17 protein-coding genes and 1 pseudogene are annotated in these 19,010 nt (G+C 61.2%); 15 read left to right on the top strand and 3 right to left on the bottom strand.

Translation table 11 applies throughout. From position 1 onward, the window contains the following. Position 1 precedes the first annotated feature (1 nt). The 7 genes and pseudogenes from HV770_RS09800 (at position 2) to HV770_RS09770 (ending at position 8,061) form a co-directional block, all read left to right on the top strand. Positions 2 to 403 carry a hypothetical protein gene (locus tag HV770_RS09800; RefSeq protein WP_175159212.1) on the top strand — a complete coding sequence of 134 codons (402 nt, stop codon included), beginning with the start codon at positions 2 to 4 and terminating at the stop codon, positions 401 to 403. Continuing rightward, on the top strand, positions 400 to 2,181 hold the full coding sequence (locus HV770_RS09795; RefSeq protein ID WP_175159211.1) for a type IV secretory system conjugative DNA transfer family protein: 1,782 nt from the start codon (positions 400 to 402) through the stop codon (positions 2,179 to 2,181). Before HV770_RS09800 ends, HV770_RS09795 begins: the two co-directional genes overlap by 4 nt. Next, entirely contained in the window at positions 2,178 to 4,064 is a 1,887-nt protein-coding gene (locus tag HV770_RS09790; RefSeq protein ID WP_175159210.1) for a PriCT-2 domain-containing protein, read from the top strand. The genes HV770_RS09795 and HV770_RS09790 overlap by 4 nt, the downstream gene beginning before the upstream one ends. Before the next feature lie 40 nt (positions 4,065 to 4,104). Next, positions 4,105 to 5,670, top strand: a complete 1,566-nt coding sequence (locus tag HV770_RS09785; protein ID WP_175159209.1) for an LPD7 domain-containing protein — start codon at positions 4,105 to 4,107, stop codon at positions 5,668 to 5,670. A 10-nt stretch (positions 5,671 to 5,680) separates the two neighbouring features. Beyond that, positions 5,681 to 6,208 carry a plasmid stabilization protein gene (locus HV770_RS09780; protein ID WP_175159208.1) on the top strand — a complete coding sequence of 176 codons (528 nt, stop codon included), beginning with the start codon at positions 5,681 to 5,683 and terminating at the stop codon, positions 6,206 to 6,208. A gap of 1 nt (position 6,209) precedes the next feature. After that, complete coding sequence (locus HV770_RS09775; RefSeq protein ID WP_175159207.1) at positions 6,210 to 7,259, top strand: relaxase/mobilization nuclease domain-containing protein; 1,050 nt, start codon at positions 6,210 to 6,212, stop codon at positions 7,257 to 7,259. 15 nt (positions 7,260 to 7,274) lie between these two features. Beyond that, positions 7,275 to 8,061, top strand: a pseudogene (locus HV770_RS09770) (DNA adenine methylase). Between the two features lie 60 nt (positions 8,062 to 8,121). Here the strand turns inward: HV770_RS09770 and HV770_RS09765 are convergent. Further along, positions 8,122 to 8,550: a hypothetical protein gene (locus HV770_RS09765; protein WP_175159206.1), complete on the bottom strand. Its 429-nt coding sequence runs from the start codon at positions 8,548 to 8,550 to the stop codon at positions 8,122 to 8,124. Between the two features lie 1,043 nt (positions 8,551 to 9,593). Between HV770_RS09765 and HV770_RS39670 the strand changes: the two genes are divergently transcribed. Beyond that, the gene (locus HV770_RS39670; protein ID WP_175159205.1) at positions 9,594 to 9,872 is read left to right on the top strand and encodes a hypothetical protein; all 279 of its coding nucleotides are present in this window, start codon (positions 9,594 to 9,596) and stop codon (positions 9,870 to 9,872) included. Positions 9,873 to 10,319: 447 nt separating this feature from the next. Here HV770_RS39670 and HV770_RS09755 read toward each other — a convergent pair whose 3' ends face one another. Both HV770_RS09755 and HV770_RS09750 read right to left on the bottom strand, forming a co-directional pair. Further along, positions 10,320 to 11,006, bottom strand: coding sequence for a hypothetical protein (locus HV770_RS09755; RefSeq protein WP_175159204.1), 687 nt, complete (start codon positions 11,004 to 11,006; stop codon positions 10,320 to 10,322). Beyond that, entirely contained in the window at positions 11,003 to 11,926 is a 924-nt protein-coding gene (locus HV770_RS09750) for a GlxA family transcriptional regulator (RefSeq protein WP_246290792.1), read from the bottom strand. The genes HV770_RS09755 and HV770_RS09750 overlap by 4 nt, the downstream gene beginning before the upstream one ends. Positions 11,927 to 12,199: 273 nt before the next feature. On the opposite strand from HV770_RS09750, the gene HV770_RS09745 reads away from it, so the two are divergent. From HV770_RS09745 to HV770_RS09715, 7 genes are all read left to right on the top strand, one after another. Continuing rightward, positions 12,200 to 13,018 (top strand): SIR2 family NAD-dependent protein deacylase, encoded by an 819-nt coding sequence (locus HV770_RS09745; protein WP_175159203.1) that lies wholly within the window; start codon positions 12,200 to 12,202, stop codon positions 13,016 to 13,018. Positions 13,019 to 13,189: 171 nt separating this feature from the next. Beyond that, positions 13,190 to 13,615: a hypothetical protein gene (locus HV770_RS09740; RefSeq protein WP_175159202.1), complete on the top strand. Its 426-nt coding sequence runs from the start codon at positions 13,190 to 13,192 to the stop codon at positions 13,613 to 13,615. Continuing rightward, positions 13,548 to 14,117 (top strand): hypothetical protein, encoded by a 570-nt coding sequence (locus HV770_RS09735; protein ID WP_217468584.1) that lies wholly within the window; start codon positions 13,548 to 13,550, stop codon positions 14,115 to 14,117. Before HV770_RS09740 ends, HV770_RS09735 begins: the two co-directional genes overlap by 68 nt. 32 nt (positions 14,118 to 14,149) lie before the next feature. Beyond that, the gene (locus HV770_RS09730) at positions 14,150 to 15,232 is read left to right on the top strand and encodes a helix-turn-helix transcriptional regulator (protein ID WP_246290791.1); all 1,083 of its coding nucleotides are present in this window, start codon (positions 14,150 to 14,152) and stop codon (positions 15,230 to 15,232) included. Positions 15,233 to 15,401: 169 nt separating this feature from the next. Beyond that, complete coding sequence (locus HV770_RS39390) at positions 15,402 to 15,674, top strand: H-NS family nucleoid-associated regulatory protein (protein ID WP_175159200.1); 273 nt, start codon at positions 15,402 to 15,404, stop codon at positions 15,672 to 15,674. A gap of 61 nt (positions 15,675 to 15,735) precedes the next feature. Further along, complete coding sequence (locus HV770_RS09720) at positions 15,736 to 16,746, top strand: dynamin family protein (RefSeq protein ID WP_217468583.1); 1,011 nt, start codon at positions 15,736 to 15,738, stop codon at positions 16,744 to 16,746. After that, positions 16,743 to 18,998, top strand: coding sequence for a dynamin family protein (locus HV770_RS09715; RefSeq protein WP_175159199.1), 2,256 nt, complete (start codon positions 16,743 to 16,745; stop codon positions 18,996 to 18,998). Before HV770_RS09720 ends, HV770_RS09715 begins: the two co-directional genes overlap by 4 nt. Positions 18,999 to 19,010 lie beyond the last annotated feature (12 nt).

Raw genomic sequence — 19,010 nt, 5'->3', positions numbered from 1 at the left:
CATGGACATCGGAAAGTCAACCGGAACGGTACGGTCAACCACCAGGGGGGGCGGGTATCACGCGGTGCGCGCGCTGGTCACGCTCGCGATTGTGGCCACTGCTGCTGCCGGTCTGATCCTCGCCCTCTGGCCGGCGTCGTTTTTCTTCGTCGCGAGCCAGCATGCCAATCCGCTTCATGCCGGGTTTCATGCCTGGCCGGATGCTGCGCTGGCCTGGTACGACGGACGCCTGCCAGGGCAGGGGCGGCGGCTTGCTGGCGCCGCGCTGTTCGGCCTCGTGCTCGCGTTTGGTGCGCCGGCGCTTGGCGCTTACACGCTGCTGGGTCGCTCCGGCCGCCGGCATCTCTATGGCAGCGCGCGGTTCGCAAACGAGGCGGACATCCGCCGGGCAGGGCTGCTATGAGCACGGTGACGACATCAGAAGCATTCAGCGGCCCGCCGCTGGTCGTGGGCGTCTGGCGTGGCCGCTACCTTCGGTTCACTGGCCAGCAGTTCGTGCTGCTGGCGGCGCCGGCACGGTCGGGTAAGGGCGTCGGCATCGTGGTGCCCAACCTGCTCAGCTACCCGGATTCGGTGGTCGTGCTCGATATCAAGCAGGAGAACTTCAACCTCACGGCAGGGTTTCGTCGCGCACACGGCCATGACGTGTACCTGTTCAATCCGTTTGCCGAGGATGGCCGTACGCACCGGTATAACCCGTTGTCGCCGATCCCGGACGGGTTGTTCCGCGTCGGCGATATTCTTGCAATCGGATACGCGCTGTATCCGGTCGGCGGTCACGACGACTTCTGGAAGGACCAGGCCCGCAACCTGTTTCTCGGGATCGTACTGCTGCTATGCGAGTGGCGCGATGCGCGCCGCAGCGGCGACACCGATGTGCCCGACTATCCGGTGACGATGGGCGAGGTGCTGCGGCAGTCGTCCGGTAACGGCATGCCCGTCAAGGTGTATCTCCAGCAGGCGCTGCTGCAGAACCGGCGGCTGCTCACTGGTGCGTGCGTCGACGCGCTGAACCGCTTTCTTGCGAACGACGACAAGGTCCTGGCGAGCATCCTGGCGACGTTCAATGCGCCGCTGACGATCTGGGCCAATCCGATCGTTGATGCCGCGACGAGCGCCAATGACTTCGATCTGCGCGACGTGCGCAGACGCCGCATGTCGGTGTATGTCGGCATCACGCCGGACCATCTGGCCGAGGCCGCGCTGGTCGTCAACCTGGTGTTCTCGCAACTCGTCAACCTGAACACGCGGCAACTGCCCCAGGACAACCCGGAGCTGAAGGTACAGTGCCTGATGCTGATGGACGAATTCACGTCGGTCGGCAAGATTCACATCATCGCCCGCGCTGTCGCCTACATGTCGGGATACAACCTGCGGCTGCTTTCGATTGTCCAGTCTGTTTCACAGCTCGAATCGGTCTACGGTCGGGCCGACGCGAGGACGTTCGTCACGAATCACGCGATGCAGATCATCTACGCGCCGCGCGAACAGAAGGATGCGAACGAATACTCGGAGATGCTCGGCACCTTCACAGACCGCTCGCGCAGTGTGAGCCGGTCGAACGCGATCCTCGGTGGCCGGGGCGGCTCGAGCGAGAGCTTCTCCGAGCAGCGCCGGGCCCTGCTGTTGCCTCAGGAACTGAAGGAACTGGGGCGCGAGAAGGAAATCATCCTGCTCGAAAACACGAAGCCGATCCTGGCCGAACGGATCTGCTACTGGCGTGATCCGGTGTTCACCTCCCGCCTGCGCACGGCGCCAGCCATCCCGGCGATGGATCTCGTGCGTTTCGTGGCTCAGGTCGAACGGCGCGTAAGGGATGTGCAACCTGACGACGTGGATGAAGCCGGCGTGATGCACATTCCGCCGGAGTATCTGGAAGTGCTCCAGGCCTGGGATCCGCGCGACCTGCCACGGCATCTTGGCGACATGAGCGATGACGAGGCCACCGCCTATGCCGAGCGGCATTTCATGCTGCTGGGGGTGCCGGCTGCGCGCGTTGCCGTCGCGGCGCGGCGGCTGTCGCCGTCTGATCTCGACGTCGCGGAACTGCGCCCCCCGGATGGCACGCTTCGGCGGAAGTCTGCGCGCGCCGCAGGCGCATCTCGCACCCAGCACGGACGGGTTGCATCGCATGTGGGTGACAGTTCGAATGTCGTGCCGCTTCACGGAGAAGGCCAATGAGTGCCGGGTACCTGAGTGAAGAGGAGCGTGCGCGCGTGGCGCTGGCCACGATTCCAGCCGAAGACTACGCGACGTGGGTCGACATGGCGTTCGCGCTCAAGCATGGATTCGGCGAGGCCGGCTTCGACATCTGGGACGAATGGAGCCGCACCGCCCACAACTACAGCGAGCGTGCGGCGCGGGTGACGTGGCACTCGGCCGGCGAGTCGGGCGGCAAGACGCTCGCGTCGCTCTTCTGGCTCGCGCAGCAGCACGGTTTCGATGTCAGGGCGTCGCGTGCCGCAATGGATCCTGCGGACAGAGCGAGCGTGCCATCAGCGCGTCCTTGCATGGACCAGGTGCGGCAGGAGGGCAGGGTTGAGGCGCGTATGCGCGCGCGACAGGCGGCGGTCGCCCGGGAGGCACTCGCGATCTGGAGGTGGGCACGGCCGGTGGGGCCCGGACATCCGTATCTCGAACGCAAGCAGGTCAGGGCGGTCCCCACGCTGCGCGAACTCGAGGTTGAAGAGTTGCATGCGCTGCTCGGATATGCGCCGCGCAGTGCCGGGGAGCTGCTCACCGGACGTGTGCTGGTGGTGCCGGTTCGCATTGGCGGGACCCTCTCGACACTGGAACTGATCGATGCCGAAGGACGCAAGTCTGCGCTGGCCGGTGGTGCCAAGTCGGGCGGCTACTGGGTCGTTGAACCGGACCAGTTTCGCGACGGTGCGGTCACGCCGATCCTGATCGGCGAAGGGGTGGCAACGGCACTGGCAGTGTGGCAGGCGACGGGCTGGTTCAGCGTCGCCGCCCTGTCGAGCGGCAACCTGCGGCCGGTGGCAGCGACGTGGCGCGGCCGTTACCCGGAAGCGGAGATCGCGGTGCTAGCCGATCTCGGCGCCGGGTATGAACATGCGAGGCAGGCCGCGTCCGGCACGTCCTCGCTGCTGGCAGAACCGCGCTTTGCACCGGAGGCCCGCATTGCCGGCGAGATGCCGACTGACTTCGACGACATGACCGTGCTGTCCGGATCCCATGCCGTTGGTGAGCTTTTACGGGAGTCACTTTACGAGGCGCCTGGGCGGGCAATTGTGGGTGAGGAGGTGTCTGGTCAGGCCATGGCTGCAGACGGATCGGGCGATGCACCGAAGGAGGGTGAAATGGGTAACGTGAAAGAGAAACTCGTGGGTGACGCAGAGGCGTCGGGCCGGCGCCGTACCTCGCGTCGCCGGGCGGCGAATCAGGACGCGCCAGAACCGGCGCCGCAGGAAAACCCGGCGCCGGCAGCCGGGCAGGAACAGTCCCAGCCGCCGGGAGAGGACCGGCGCGAGACCGAAGCGCCGAACGTGGAGTCTCCACCAGCGCGTGCGCCGGATGCGCTGGTGCGCCGTCAGGTGGGCGGGCCACTGTACGGACTCGACGAGGTGCCCGGCGAGATCAAGGCGCTGGCCCAGCATCGTTTCGGCGCGCAGATCCGCATGGCGACGCCCCGCGAGAACGGTGGTCCCTACCGTGGCGAGGTGTTCAACACCGAGCACTACCTGATCCAGGAAGTGTCGACGCGTAGCGTGGTGTTCCACGCGAAGGCGAACGTGGAGTTCGTCTCGGACCGGCTGCGGTGGATGGACGAAAACCAGCGCCTCAATGGGGCGGAGGTGCAGGTCGGCTACGACGGCAACCACGGGAAGGTGTATCCGTGGGACCGTGCGCGCGATCTGCTCGAGCGAACGGTTGCGTCGCTAAAGAAGTCCGCACGCGAGGTGGGTTTCGGCAACGAGCTCGATGCGACACTCGACCAGTTGCAGGGCGTGTCATGGACGCGGGTGAGGGAAGCACGGGCGGCCGCTCTCGCGCAGTCGAAGGAGCGCACCGGCCGCGAACAGGGCGAAGGGCAGCAACGCTGATTGCGCGACGCTGCGTCAGCCAGCGACCAGAGGGAGATCCATGATGGATGAAACCACAACCCGTACTACCCCCGCCGGCACGCCTGCCGACGATCCGGTTATCAACGTGATCGAGCCGGACCCGCCGCCTCGTCCGGATCCGCAGGACGGCGCTGCGGGCGCAGACCGCTTCGACCAGACGTCGGCGGATGCCCTGGGCGCACGCCGGCGCCGCGAGTTCGATGCCGCGCGGGCGCGACTGCGTGATCAGGCCATCCAGGCGGGTGCTCCACCGCAAGCTGCGGCACCGCAACCGGCGTCGGAAGCGACGCCGCGGGCCAGCGACGACGCGGCCACCATGCGATGGGCGCCGCTTGGGAATCCGCCAGAGACAGTGCGAAAGCGCTACCTGCGGTCGGGCAACCAGTATTTCCTGAAGGATGCGTCGCATCAGCTCGCATTCGAGGATATCGGTCCCTACCTGGTGACGGAACACAACCGGCCGGACGTCGTTGAGTCGATGGTGGACATGGTTCGTGCCAAGGCCTGGGGGCGCGTGCGGGTGTCAGGCCACGAGCAGTTCCGGCGCGAGGTGTGGGTCCGGGCGATGCTGTTCGGCATCGAGGTGACCGGCTACGAGCCGAAGGCAGTCGACCTGGCGCGTCTGGCCGAAGGTCGTCGTGACCGGATGACCAACCGCATTGATGTCACACAGACGCCTGCGACTATGCGAGCTCCTGCGGATTCCCCGAAAACGCCTGCGGCGGCGCCCGGCCCCACGGAATCACAGGCGGCGCAACCAGCGAAGCGCGATGCCTCCCGGCTACCGGAGACGGGTGCCGCCGCGCCACTGGAGGCTGCTGAGCCGCCGCGTGATGCTCCAGCCGCCGAAACGGCGCCACGCGCTGCTGAATCCGAGGGACAGGAGCGGCAGCGCCATACAGGTGAACTGGTCGAGCACGGCGGCGCGCCCTACCAGCACAACCCTTCGCGCAGTGACTCGTATTACGTGGTCTATCGCGACGCGGGTGATGCGGACCATGTCGTCTGGGGTGTGGATCTGGAGCGGGCCGTTGCGGAGTCCGGGGCGCTGGCCGGACAGCAGGTCATGCTCGAAAACCTTGGCCGGCGTCTCGTGACAGTGACGGTCCCGGTACTCGACGCGACAGGAAATGTGATCGGCGAAGAGGAAAAGGAAGTCTATCGCAATACGTGGCAGGTCGATGTCGTCGGGAAGGAGCGGACGCAGTCGCGTCGCGAGGCGTCCGACAGCAGGAGCGACGCTGGAAGGAGCGGGACTGCGGGGCCGGCAACTGCGCAGCACGCCCAGGCCGTGCGGCGGCAACCGCCCGTCGCGTCACCCGAAGAGCACCCCTTGCAGATGGCCGTGCTCACCGCCGCGATGCGGCAGCAGGGTTTCAGCGAGCGATCCATTGCGCGCGTGCAGCGGCATGCGCAACGGCTGCTGGACGCGTTCATGGCCGAGGGCGTCACCGTGCCGCGACCGCGCGTGTTCGATCCGGAGGCTCCTTCCGCACGCAACCGCCGCACCCGCACCACGGCGGAGCGCGTCCTGGCCCGCGAGTTTGAACGTAGTCCGGCAGAACCGGCGCCTCCGTCCCTGTAGGAGCACGCGCATGACCACGCGTATGCGACTGTGTGTGGATCTCGGGCCGGCGAAGCCACGCTGGGAGGCGTGGTGCGTCCTTCACGGCGTCACGGCGGCCGATGGTGTGCGGCAACTGGTCCACGGTGTGCTGGGGCAGGACGAGTCGCCGGACGGGTTCGCCGGGCATGAAGGCCGTTTTCCGGTCGACGGGCATCGCGAACGCATCGAAGTTCGCCTCACACACGAGGAACTCGATGCGGCCAGACAGCGTGCGCTGGCGAGTGGACTGACTGTCAATCGCTGGGTGGTCGCTGTGATCCGCGCGCAGCTTGTGCATGAGCCGCAGCTGGGCGACCGGGAGATGCGACTGCTTGCGGAATCGAACCAGCATCTGGCCACGATCGTGACGTTGCTCGGACGGTTGCAGGCGCATGGTGATGCGCGCGACGCGGCGCACATGACGCACATGATCGAGGGTGCGCGTGGCGCGATCGATGCGCACCTGCGTACAGTCATGCAGGTGCTGCGCGCCAATCTCGATCGCTGGAGCCGTTAGCATGCCTTTTCCGAAGACATACGTGGATCAGATGCTGCTGAACTGGGGTGACCGGCTCTTTCACGATCCGCTGCGACACGTGCGGGCACCGCGTGTGTCGCGCGGCGAACTCCAGCGGGATGTGCGGCACATGCGCGAGCAGCTCGCCCGCACGCTCAGGCGTATCCCCGAGGTGATGGTTAAGATCACGAACAAGGCGTCGAGCGCGCAGGGCATGGGCGCTGTGCGCCGTCATCTGCGCTACATCTCGCGCAACGGTAAGGTGGAACTCGAGGACCAGGACGGGATGACCGTGCTGGGTCGCGAGGCGCTGCACGATCTCGCGGATGCGTGGCACCTCGGTGGATGGGGTATTCCAGAGGAAAGCCGCAGGCGGGAGGTGTTCAACGTGTTGCTGTCAATGCCACCGGGGACGGACCGGCAGGCGGTGCGCAATGCCGCGCGCGCGTTCGCGGCTGCGGAATTCAGTGACGGCAGACGGTATGTCTTTGCGGCGCACGACGATGAAGCGCACCCGCACGTGCATCTGAGCGTGCAGGTACGTGGACTGGACGGCAGGCGGCTCAACCCGCGCAGGAAGGACCTGCAACGCTGGCGCGAACGGTTTGCCGCTCAGTTGCGGGAGCACGGCGTTGAGGCAAACGCGACGCCGCGACTCGCCCGTGGAGAAACGCGGCGCTATCCGAAACAGGCTGTCGTGCATCTGAGCGCGCGCGGAGAAATACCACGTTACTGGCGATCGGGGCTGGACGAGCCGACCCGCCTTGCCTCGTGGCACGCACACGCTGGGCCGCTCGAAGCATGGCAAGGCGTCGTTCACGCGATGGCTGGCTCGCAGAGTGCTGATGACCGGAGCCTGACGGAAATGATCACAGACTTCGTGCAGACGATGCCGGTCCAGCACGACCGGCCCGACACCGGACGCACCGGCCGGAACGAAGGGTTACGTCGGCGTAGCTCAATGCGTGATCGTGGATTACGTCGCACGGACCGCGGTGAGACCCAGCAGGAACTGTTTCCGGACGACCTGGATGTCCGCGTGGAGCGGTGAGCAGAGGAGATGTGAATGGCGATGCCGATCATTCTGTGGATAGGCGGCAAGCGGCGGCTCGCGGACATACTCATTCCGCGGTTTCCGGCCCACAGCTGTTATGTTGAGGTCGTCGCGGGTGCAGCGGCACTCTTCTTCATGCGCCCGCCCGCGGCGGTCGAAGTCCTGAACGACGTGAACGATGAACTCGTGAACCTGTACCGCGTGGTCCAGCGTCACCTCGAAGAGTTTGTGAGGCAACTAAGTGGGCACTGAGCAGTCAGGAGGTTTTCAGGTGGTTGAGCGATATACCACCGCACACACCGACCGACATCCAGCGTGCAGCGCGCTTCTACTACCTCCAGCAGAACGGCTTCGGCGGCCGGGTTGAAGGGCGGACTTTCGGTACCGCGACGACCTCGTCGTCGGCGCTCAATCTGTTACGCCTGGAGGAGACGCTTTCGGCGGCCCATCTCAGGCTGTCGGGACCGTATATCGAAAAGCTGGACCGGCATGCCTGCATGCACCGGTACGATCGGCCACACACTTTTTTCTATCTTGTGCCCATACTGGGAAGCGGGGGGCTGCGGCCTGCCGTTTGAATTTGAACAGTACGAGCGTATGGCGGGAATGCTCGGCGGGTTGCGGGGGCGGGCGACTGACGGTCAATAACCACCCGGCGATGAGGGCGTTGTTCGCGCAGTTTGATATGGAATGCGTCGATATCCAGTACACCGCTGGCGGTATAGGAAATACCGCACCGCGCAGCGAACTCATTACCTACAGCGAGGACCGGTCGAAAGACCCTGTGGGACGATTCTGACATTGGTAACGGCGCCAGTTTGAGAGAGTCTGGCGCCGCGCTTCGATTCACGTTGTGGTGTCAGCGATCCATGAGGAGTGCGCGGCCCGCCTTGTACGAGGCGATCAGCACGAAGACCATGCCCATGATCAGCGACGGAAAGCTGTAGAGTGCGAGCGGAAAAAACAGGAGCAGTTGCAGCGCCGAGCCACCGATGCCGTGGAGGAGATCGGTGTCGCGGATATTCTCGTACAGCAGCCATGCAACGGCGGCAAGCCCGAAGACCATCAGGATGATTCCGTCGGATGTTGCTGTATGCTGAAGGTGTGCTTTCCCCCAGAAATAGAAGCCCCACCAGAGCAGATTGATCGCGATGGCGGTGAGCCAGAATCCGCGTGTTGTAAAGAAGGAATGGCCGAACCGGCGCCGGCTGTGCCGGTTGAACAGCTGGAGGCCTTTTGCGACAGCGACGACGATAGCGACGATTAGCGCGAGTTTCAGCCAACCCATGATTCGCTGCTTCAGGCACGCATTGCGGCATAAACCTGCTCCGGTCAAGACATGGGCTCAGGCAGGAGCGAGGTTTCATCTGCCAAATATAGACGTTTGACTGACGAATGCAACCTGATCGATTCAGATGCGGAAGCGCGACTGCCACGGCGATCTGCCAGACGCCAGATCTGGCAGGAAGTGGAAACGCGTCTGGCGAAGGAGATTCCTGTGACAGGCTTCATCAGGTCGCCAGCGTCGACGTTCGATTCGACAGGGATTCGGACAAGGCGACAAGAAGTCCAGTGGCATCGTGGCGCGTATGCTTCAGCTCGTGCAAAGGAACGGTCTTGAAATCTTCGGTTGAAGTCTCAGGAGCTTCATTGATCAGGGGCCCGTTTTGCGCAGCCCTTGGTTTTCCCAACAGATAATCGCTGGTGGGCCATACGGGATTCGAAGCTGTGACCAAGGAATTGAAAATCCCATTCGCGGTCAACAGGCGGAAAATAAAGTCAAGTTAAATCAATGACTTGCAGTGGTGGCCGTCCACTAACCGACTATGCTTTAAGCCCTTTTGAGGGCAATTTCTGCGTGCTTCGGTCAAGTTTCGGTCAAGATCGCCTTCGACGATTGCCAGCCCGCCCGTGCACTCGCCATCAAGGCCACCCACGATGCGCCAGTTTCCGGTTTGTGCGTGGCTTTACGGACATTGTCAGTTGCCCGCACCACATGCTGTCGATCCATCGGGGCGGTAATCCAACGCAGGCAGCAATTGTTGTACTAGCGGGAGGGGCGACAGGCCTCCTGTTTAGTTCGTAATCCTAATGTAGGCGGATGTGTCTTCATAAGAGGTCGTTTCGGTAGCCAAAGCTTCTGTCTTGGATTCGGCACGAGTCGGTTGTCCGGGCGGAATGTCAGCCCCCTTCGCGAAGACTAGGAGTTGCTTGAATAGGGAACTATTAGCATAGGAAGACTTATCACAATAGTATTGTTGTTGTGCCAAACTGCCGCCTATGAAAACGCGCCTCATACCGACCCCGACGCCTTCACCCGAACCTCGCCCGGTGGATTTTCCCGATGCCGATGAGCTGGCCATGCTGCGCGCCTGGTACGCCGGTATGCCGGTTCGTAACGCCGCGGAACGCTATCTGCCGGACCGCGTTGGGGCAGCGCGGTCGGCGCGCGGCGTCCTCGGCGGTATCCGGCGCAAGTTGGTGAAAGCCTGGACGGATCTCGCCGCCATTCTTGGGCTCCCTGACGGTGAGCGTTTGCGGGAGGCGAAGACGACCGTAGAGGCGACCGAACTCTTCCGGGATGCGCATGCCGACTCGGCAGATCAGTAAAGACCTCGGCGCCTGGCTGTCGCCGCGCGCGGTCACCGGCCTGTCTGCGCAAGGCATTTCAGCACCGAGAGACTGGCCCGTCCAGATTCGGCGCGGGCACGAGTGGTGGAACGCATTCCCGACCTCGAGACAGCCGGTGCACGGCCGTCCTGCAGCACGCTACTGATTCAATGCCCATCCAAAGTCCGAGGAGGACCGCACTCGGTCGTCTCCGGCGAACGCGGTGGTTGAGGCATGTTTCCATCTGGAAGGCGAAGTGAACGTGTCGACGAACGAGTTATTGCTCGACTCCCTCGCGAAGGTAGCTAGTGCGTCAGGTTCGGGGCTAACGGCTCACTCTTATGGTTCAAAGCAAAGTCTGAACAATGCAACTAACTGTCTGTGTCTGCTCGATGCTTATCAAACCCAAACCAAGTCTATAAAGACCGGGCTATGCAAGCATGACAGTCACGTCGCCGCGGCCGTTAGAACGACGCGCCGCGGCGCCACGCGAACCGCACCCGCTTTCTGGCGCGCGCGTTCATGCATGAGTCGCGGAACGATGACTGCATGGGCCAGGGTATGGAGTGCGGTTTCTACCGGACGAGTGCCTGCCATCGCCCAGAGTCCGGATCGGACGGCGGGCAAGCGGCGCTCATCGCCGGAAAACAACGCGGCTTCGACGCGTGCTGCATTCGCCGACGCTCGAATAGCTTCGTTGGCGCCCACGCAGTTCCAGCAGAATGATCCCAACGCGTTCGACGAGGACTTGACCAGGTGGATGATCATGCCGGCACCGTCGCCGTCCCGCTGCCGGGCGATCTCCCAAGAGAGCAATCCGTCGAGTGTCGGAAGATTCGGAATCCACGTATTGACCTCGGATTCGACAAAACCCCACAACCGCAGGCCGATATGCAACGCGGCGCCGTCGGCGCGCACCGGCTGACTGACGCGACGTGCCGCGATTTCAAGTGCGTTTGAATTGAGATTTCGCATACTGTCGCTCTCCTTGCTGTTCAGTAGATTGATAGTGTGGCCGCCCATGGAGTCAAATCGTGTCTGATAGATCCGCAATGTCTTGCGTGCCTGCAAAAAGCGGTCGATCGCCGTCGCGTTTTGAACCTGATCGATCGCTTCTGAGGGACGCGCTGTCACCAAGTGCCTGATGGACGTTTGCTCGCACGGTATTCGGTGGGGGTTACCGCCAGGTGCTTGCGAAAAAGCTTCGCTAGTTGTCCCCCGCTCCCTACGCCGCAACGACGGGCAATCTTGTCGACCGGAAGCGTCGTCTCGACAAGGAGTCGGCAACTTCTATCAAGCCGGACACACGCCAGATAGTCCGAAGGCGTCACGCCCATTTCCGCCTTGAAGCGTCGCAGGAAATTGCGCTCGCTCATGGCGGCGAGTTGCGCTGCTTCGTCAATGGCAACCGGCCGGTCGCTGTTTGCTTCGAGCCAGTGCGCGGAGTCCCGGATTCGTTTGCTGACGGATGGCGACGCCGTTCTACGCAGGGTCGATGTGAAGTGCGTCGATGCGGGCGGCAAGACGCACTCTGCGGTTTTACGCGCGATCTCCGTGCCGAGATCATCCCGGATGACACTCAACGCGGTCTGCAGTGGGTTCGATACGTCGAGTGACGCTTTCGGATCGAGGCCTGGGCGACGCGTGGGCTCGTCATCGCGTTCGCTATTGGACGAATATGCAAACCCGGCTGCTTCGAGCAGGAACCGCCCCTCCGCGATAGGGAGCACCAATTCGCTGCGGCGATAGGCGCGGCGCAGCCACGTGAGCAACCGCTCATCGCCGGTCGCGTTATGTACCCCTTCGCCGCCTGCAATGAACAGCGCATCGAAGTTGTCCGCATGGCGGAGCGCCTCCACACTGTCAGTCCAGACAAACACGAGCGACGAACTGGCGATGCGGCCGCCGGTCGTTGATAACAGCCGTACGTCATAGCGTGTGACGCTGTGTGGCGCGCTATCAGCAAGGGTATTCGCCGAATGAAATGCTTCGACGATAGACGCCGCCTCAGGGAGCGCAAAGCCGTTGAACAAGGCGATGCCAATGTGCTTCACTGTGTTTGTATCGAGCAGTTTTGTGTCCTTTCAAAGCGGAGTTATCTTGAACGCTGGCGTGGTTCGACGTCGGCACGGCGAGAAGATAGCGGCGCTTTCGGACAACGGCTGTCCCATGCATTCTTTGGCGGCAGGCAGTCGTATCGAGACATTGATTGTCCCAATGGCGCGCTAGGATGATTGCCAATGGCACGGGTGTCGCGTTGAGCGGAACCTGGGCGCGAATACCTGATGGCACGGTATTCAACATCCAAAGACGTGGAGGAATCCTCAATGCTGGAAGTGCGCGTGCAGCAAGCGGTCGCGTGGCTACGCGACGCAGATGGTCTGCTCGTCACGGCGGGGGCGGGGATGGGCGTCGACTCGGGCTTGCCGGATTTTCGCAGCAATGCGGACTTGTGGTGTGCTTACCCGGCGCTTGCCGACGCAAAGCGGGATTTTCAGTCCATCGTGAACCCACGTGCATTCGAAGACGAGCCGGAGCTCGCGTGGGGCTTCTACGGACACCGCCTCCAACTTTATCGCGAGACCGAACCGCATCCAGGCTCTGCGATTCTCAAACGTTGGAGCGAACGCGCGGAGCGCGGTGCGTTCGTCTTCACGAGCAACGTGGATGGACAATTCCAACGGGCGGGTTTCACAGAGGACCGGATCGAGGAACATCACGGCTCGATTCATTACTTGCAGTGCACCGAACCTTGTTCGTCGCATATCAAGTCGGCGGCGGACTTCGTGCCGCAGGTAGACGAGCGCGTATGCCGTCACACCGGTCCGTTGCCGCGCTGCAAACACTGCGGCGCAGTGTCGAGGCCGAATATCCTGATGTTCTGGGACTCGGCGTGGCTGTCTTCCCGTGCTGACGCGCAGGCGGCGCGCCGTGTCCTGTGGCTTGCGTCGGTCAAGCGCCTCATTGTTCTGGAGGTGGGCGCGGGCACGGCACTGCCTACGGTTCGACGTTTCAGCGAGCGGCACGGCCCTCGCGTGATTCGCATCAATGCTCGCGAGCCGCTGATTGATCATGCAATCGGCATCGGATTGGAAGGGCGCGCGCTTGACGTATTGACGCTGATAGACGCGGCACTCGGCGCATAGTGATAAGGATCAGCCACTAGCCGATCGCACAACGCTTCGGGACATGCTGTGTTTCGAGGCTCTGTCTAAAGAAATCACTTCCGACGCCGTTATAAGGCTGTCGCGGCGACATGTAAGGACCGCAAGATCCGCTCGCCCGGCGACGTATTTGATCGAAGAGGCGCCAACCAGATGAACCGGAAACAATTTCTAGGCGACCCCGAAGTCGCTGAACTCGTCACGTGGCTCGCCGGCTTTGCAGGCCGCGTGCCGGTCGAGTTGAACATCGGCAGTTCGGCCCGCGTGCCCCAGGGCGTTGTCAGGACCGTGCACGGCTTTGATGGCGTCATCGACACTTATGTCTGGCGCGCTGACTGGACCGATGATAGGGGATCGTCAGTGAAATCGCTGTGCTGGGACAGCACGGCGCGCAGCCTCAAGCGTCTCGGAGAGACATTGAGGGCGGCGCTGGCAAGCGAGTCGGACGAGGCCGCGATGCGAGCGTGCCAAGCGATCTTTGAGAGGGGTGGCGAGCGCAAGAGCAGCGTCGGTGCGCGGCCATTCCTTGAGGCAAAGCGCGCGAGCGGACAACTCGTCCTATCTCAAGGCAGCGCGTGAAGCGTTTCGTCTGAGCAGCGGCCATCTGGACCAACTCGGTGCGATCGAGAACGTCAACTCGATGCTGACCAAGGTGTATGCGTTGGCATCGGATGATGGGCTGCCGATTTACGATTCGCGCGTGGCTGCCGCAATGGCCTCTCTCGTCGAACTGTTCCGCATCAAAACTCGGCGTGCATGGCGGCAGGTTCCGGCTCGGCTTTTATTCCCGACCATGGACGCCTCAGCACGCCGTAAATTGATCGGCTTGGATACCGGGGCGCTGATGTCCAAAGGCGCCTCGATGTACTACACCCAGCCAGACATGCCGGCCCGTTGGGCATCAGCCAAACTGCGGCTTGGCTGGATCGCGGAAGACCTGCTCAGACAGGCTCCGCAATTGTTGAGCGCACAACCACACTCGCGCCTCCATGCATTTGAAGCGTCGCTATTCGTGATCGGTTATGACGTGCGATGCCTCGCCGGCAATCTGAGCGGCGCGCAAGCCATTGACGCCAAATAAGAAATCCAATCTTTGGTGTATCCGCTTAAGATTTGCCGCGCGTCGCCGTTAACTCGGATGTCATGCAGCCTACAACTCATCGAACGTTCTCCCGCATGGATATTCTTGATAGCAAGATCATTAGCGTATTGCCCAATGCCGGGTCGAGCAATCAGTATCTCAGCACGCCGGCGGTCCACAAAAAGCTGGAGATCATCGAGTCTGACGCGCCGGTTATCAAAACGGTGCAACGGCGTCTGGAGCGGCTGCAGCTCGAGGGCATCGTCGACATGGAGAAACGTGGTGCGGCCTGGTACTGGCGCAAAGGCGCCGGCGCGGGCGGCATGGCGGGGAAATCCGGCGCAATCATGACGCGAGAGGAAGCGCTGGCCCTGCATATGCTGCGTAGCTTCACGTCGCGGCAGATCCCGACCCTCGTCGCGGAAGCGCTGGCCGATCTGTTCGAGGTCGCGGACAAGCGTCTCGAAGCGGCGGTGACGGAGGACGAGCGCCGTTACAGGCGATGGGCGGACAAAGTCGCGGTGGAGAACAGCGGGTTCGCGCTGCGTTACCCACAGATCGATGCCGAGATCTTCGCCATCGTTTCCCAGGCGCTCTTTCACGAGCGCAAGCTGGAAATCGTCTACCGCCCGCGCTCCAATGTGACGAATGACAAGTGCAAGGTGATCTTGCCGCTCGGCCTCGTCGAGGTAGGCGGCCTCGTCTACCTGATCGGCGGCACTGAAGGCCGTCCGAATCCGACGATGTACCGGCTGGACCGGCTGGACAGCACGAAGATGATGCTGGAGTCTTTCTCGTATCCCCGCGCCTTCAGGCTTGACGACTATGTGAAGCAGCAGCGGCAGTTCGACTTTATGGTCGAAGGCGAAGTCACCCTCACGTTGCGGTTCCTGAATGGCGCCGGCAATCACCTTCTGGAGACGCCTTTCGCTGCGGATCAGGAGGCCCGGCAGATCGAAGATGGACTCGAAGTGCAGGGTACCGCGGTGCTGAGTCAGCGCCTGCGCTGGTGGTTGCGTTCGTTTGGGCCGTACGTCGAAGTGATCGGGCCGCAGAGCCTGCGTGCGGAGTTTGCGCAGGAAGCTCGCGCGCTGGGGGAGCTCTATCCGCAGTGAGTCAATCCCGACGCGTCGGTCGATCCGATTTTAAATTCAAGCTAAATTCGAGCGGGACTCGAAATGTCCCGTCTCGCCGTTATTCTCCGCGACAGACTGAAGAATTTTCGAAAGCAGTCGATATTGCGGCGTGAGTGGCATTTTCAATCTCCTATAAAGGCGGCACAAAATGGCAAACTACCTTGAACTCAAAGCGCAAGCTGAAGCGCTCGCTGCGCAAGCTGAAGAAGCACGACTCGCAGAATTGCAGGCTGTGCTCGATGAAGTCCGTGCGCGCGTGATTGAATATGGGCTTACCCTCGAGCAGGTCTTTGGCGAAGAGGCCTCCTCCGACGAGGAAGAAGCTGCGGTCGCGCAAGAAAGTCAGCGAAATCCGGTGGCAGTTAAGACAGCGCTGAGCCCCGCTGCGGATTGGCCCTTTCCCACCGGGAGCCGTCCCTAGTCCACCCGATTGTGCTTTAGTGCATTGTCGGGCTGGTACTAGTGATGTTGATGGTGAGAGTATGAAAAGACCCGCGCAGGAGAGAGCGCATACGCCGGGGAAAAGAAAGCCCACATCCTCTACGAAGGATCTGTTCGAGGTGTTAGTGGCGGCGCCCATGAGTGCTGGCAAGTCCTCGTTCATCAACGCTTTGATTGGCGATGAACTATTGCACGTCGCCAATGAGGCGACGACCGCTTGTCTGACACGGGTCGAGCACAGGAAAGGGGTCAAGTCTTTTAGAGGGGCTTGCTATCTCGACTCGGGCGCAGTATTGGCCACTCAACGCGATGCTTCCGCCGAACTGCTCCGCGACTGGAATTCGGATGGGCGTATCAAGCGTATCGAGCTCAAGGGTAGCTTCAATGTTGCGCCGCGTCCGGCTTCCGGACTCGTCGTTTATGACACGCCGGGACCGAATAACAGTCAGAACGAACGGCATGGCCAATTGATGCGGGAGGCCGTGCAGAACATCCCGTTCAAGGCGCTGTGTTACGTGCTGAACGCCGGTCAATTGGGCACCGTCGACGATCGCGCGTGCCTCGATATGTTGGGTAACGGATTACCAGAAGATCCCGCGCACGAGATCTACTTCGTTTTGAATAAGATCGATTTGCTCGATCCGGAAAAGGGTGAAGATATCGGGGAGCACATCGAGCGCGTCCACAAGTATCTGAGCGACGCCGGTTTCCGCGATCCCATTGTCATTCCCACTATCGCTGACGCGGCACTCTACGCGAGGAAAGCGTTGAATCGATTGAGTATGACGCGTCCGCAGCGCTCGAAGCTGCACCAAACGCTGGATGAATTCAGCGACCGGAAGCGCGCGCTGATCCATGTCACGACCGCACCCGCTACCGTAAAAAAGCGGCTGTTCAAAGAACTGGACGAACTGGAGCAACGCAGTGACGCGATTGCATCCGACGAGAGACTCGCAGAAGAAAACGAAATGAAGCAACTGATCACCTACAGCGGGCTCAGGACTGTAGAGCTGCTCATTCAACGTCAACGCCGTTTGGCCGAATCAAAATGAATAAGATCGAAATCATCCACAATCCGTTCATCGTCGATACCCAGTTTCTGGCCAATGGCCAGCCTCCTGCGGAAGGTTGCAAGCTGTCGAGCTACAAGGAAATGCGCCTTCAGGTGTGGGTAGAGAAACTGTTCGACGAATTGAGTGTTCTGTTCAACGGCGACAAGCGTTTCGACGTCACCTTCACCGGCGTTGAATCGGACTTTCTGGATGTGGCTGCGGCGGCTGAAGTGGCCAATGCGGGTGGCATGCAGGTGAATGTGAGCTGGAAAGAAATCGACTCCAGTGAGGTTCGCCTCGAAAAAATCCGTGGTCTGATGGACGAAGCCGCCGAACACCCGGAGTTCAAACTTTTCATCTCCGAGAACGAAGAGGCGAAAAGATCATTTGATGAAGCGTTCAATAAGGATTTCGACGTCTACGTCGTCGCCACCATGTCGTCGGGGAAATCGACGCTGATCAACGCGATGCTCGGCCGTGATCTGCTCCCCGCCGCCAACGAGGCGACCACGGCGACGATCGCGCGAATCACTGACAACGATTCGATGAAGCAGCGCTTCACGGCCCAACGCCTAGGCGCACGAGGGCAGGTGCTGGCGAGTTCCGAGAACGTCACGGCGGAAACGATCAAAGACTGGAATACCTCTGCGGATACCAAGCTCATCGATATTCAAGGCAATATCGAAGGCATTGAAGAGCGCGCATACGTGCGGCTTGTGTTGACCGATACACCCGGGCCGAACAACAGCCAGGACGAAGAGCACCAACGCACCACGATGGGATTTGTGCAGGATTCGCGGCGCAATCCGTTGATCCTGTACGTGCTCAACGCCAGCCAGCTCGGCACCAATGACGACAAGCATCTGCTCGGTCTGGTGGCTGAGACGATGCGCAAAGGCGGCAAGCAGAGCAAGGATCGCTTTATCTTCGTTATCAACAAGATGGATGTGTTCGATCCTGAGAACGGTGAAGACCCGGCATCGGTCCTGACGCGTGTCAGGCAATATCTCAGCAGCAACGGGATTCAGAATCCGACGATCTACCCGATTTCGGCAAACCTCGCGAGACTGATTCGTAAGCCCAGCGATGGCCATACGCGTAAAGAGCGTAACGACTACAAGAGTATGGCGGATCTGTTCAGCGAAGAACCGCGCATGGACATGTTGCAGTACATGCCGATTACGTCGCGGGTGAGACGTAATCTGGAAGAGAAGAATCTCTCCAGTCTGCTGCTGGGCAGTGGTTTGCCGGCGGTGGAAGCGATGATCGATGAGTACATCGACAAGTACAACTTCCCGCATCGCGTTAAGCGTGCTTACGATGCACTTACCAAAGCGATTGAAGTGGGGCTCAACGAAACGGGGTTGATCGAGCAGCTGGATCAGGATGAAGCGACGCTTCGCCGGGTCGAGGGGGAGATCGCCGTGTTGAAGGCGCGCCAGGAAAAAGGGTTTGAAACGGATGCCTACAGAGATAAGGTTCAGGCGGAAGGCATGGCGCTACCCCCCCTTGTGGAGGCTAGGCTTGTTGAACTCGAGGCATCCGTTGCCCCAATGATCCGTGCGATGGAACGCGGCTTCCAACGCACGGCTTTGGTAACAGAAGCAGAGGCGATGGTCGGAAATGCGGAAGAGACGCTGAGATTCGAGTACAAGAAGCTTATCAACGAATATGAGGCGCTGTTTGCATCCAGTCAGCATCTCATCGGCGAAGAACTCCAGAAGAATTACGCGCGATATATCCAGGCACTGTTCGCGGGGACCCAAGACTTGAATTTACCCGTCCTCGAAGGCATCAGGAAAAAAATGGTTGACATTTCGCTAAATCTCACGCTTCAGCGCGATGATATTAAGGAGCGGCGCGTGGTCAAGTCGCAGCGAGAGGAGAGCGACAGTCGCTGGTACAACCCGTTCTCCTGGACGAGAAAGAAGACCGTGAACGTATACGGCGACGAGGAATACGTTGATCTCGGTGAGTTCTGGAAGGAGCGCTTGACCCAAATTGAGACGGCCTTCACGGGTCTAATACGGGCTGCGCGCACCGAAATCGAGAGCGGGAAAGATAAACTGACTAATCGCTTCGTCGAATATATGAACAATGAGTTCGAATCAAAGTTCAATGAGTTGTTGGACTCGCTGAGAGGGAAGATAGGTGAGCGCAAGGAGCGGGAGCTTGCTCTCGAAGAGGCTAGGCTCCTACATGACTGGATCAGGAGCTTCAAGTCAAGACTTGATCAGACTTTGGCCGTTTGAACTCGGGAAACT

It is taken from the genome of Paraburkholderia fynbosensis, assembly GCF_902859935.1.
Lineage (GTDB): Bacteria > Pseudomonadota > Gammaproteobacteria > Burkholderiales > Burkholderiaceae > Paraburkholderia > Paraburkholderia fynbosensis.
This window is presented reverse-complemented; position numbering and strand designations above follow the sequence as displayed.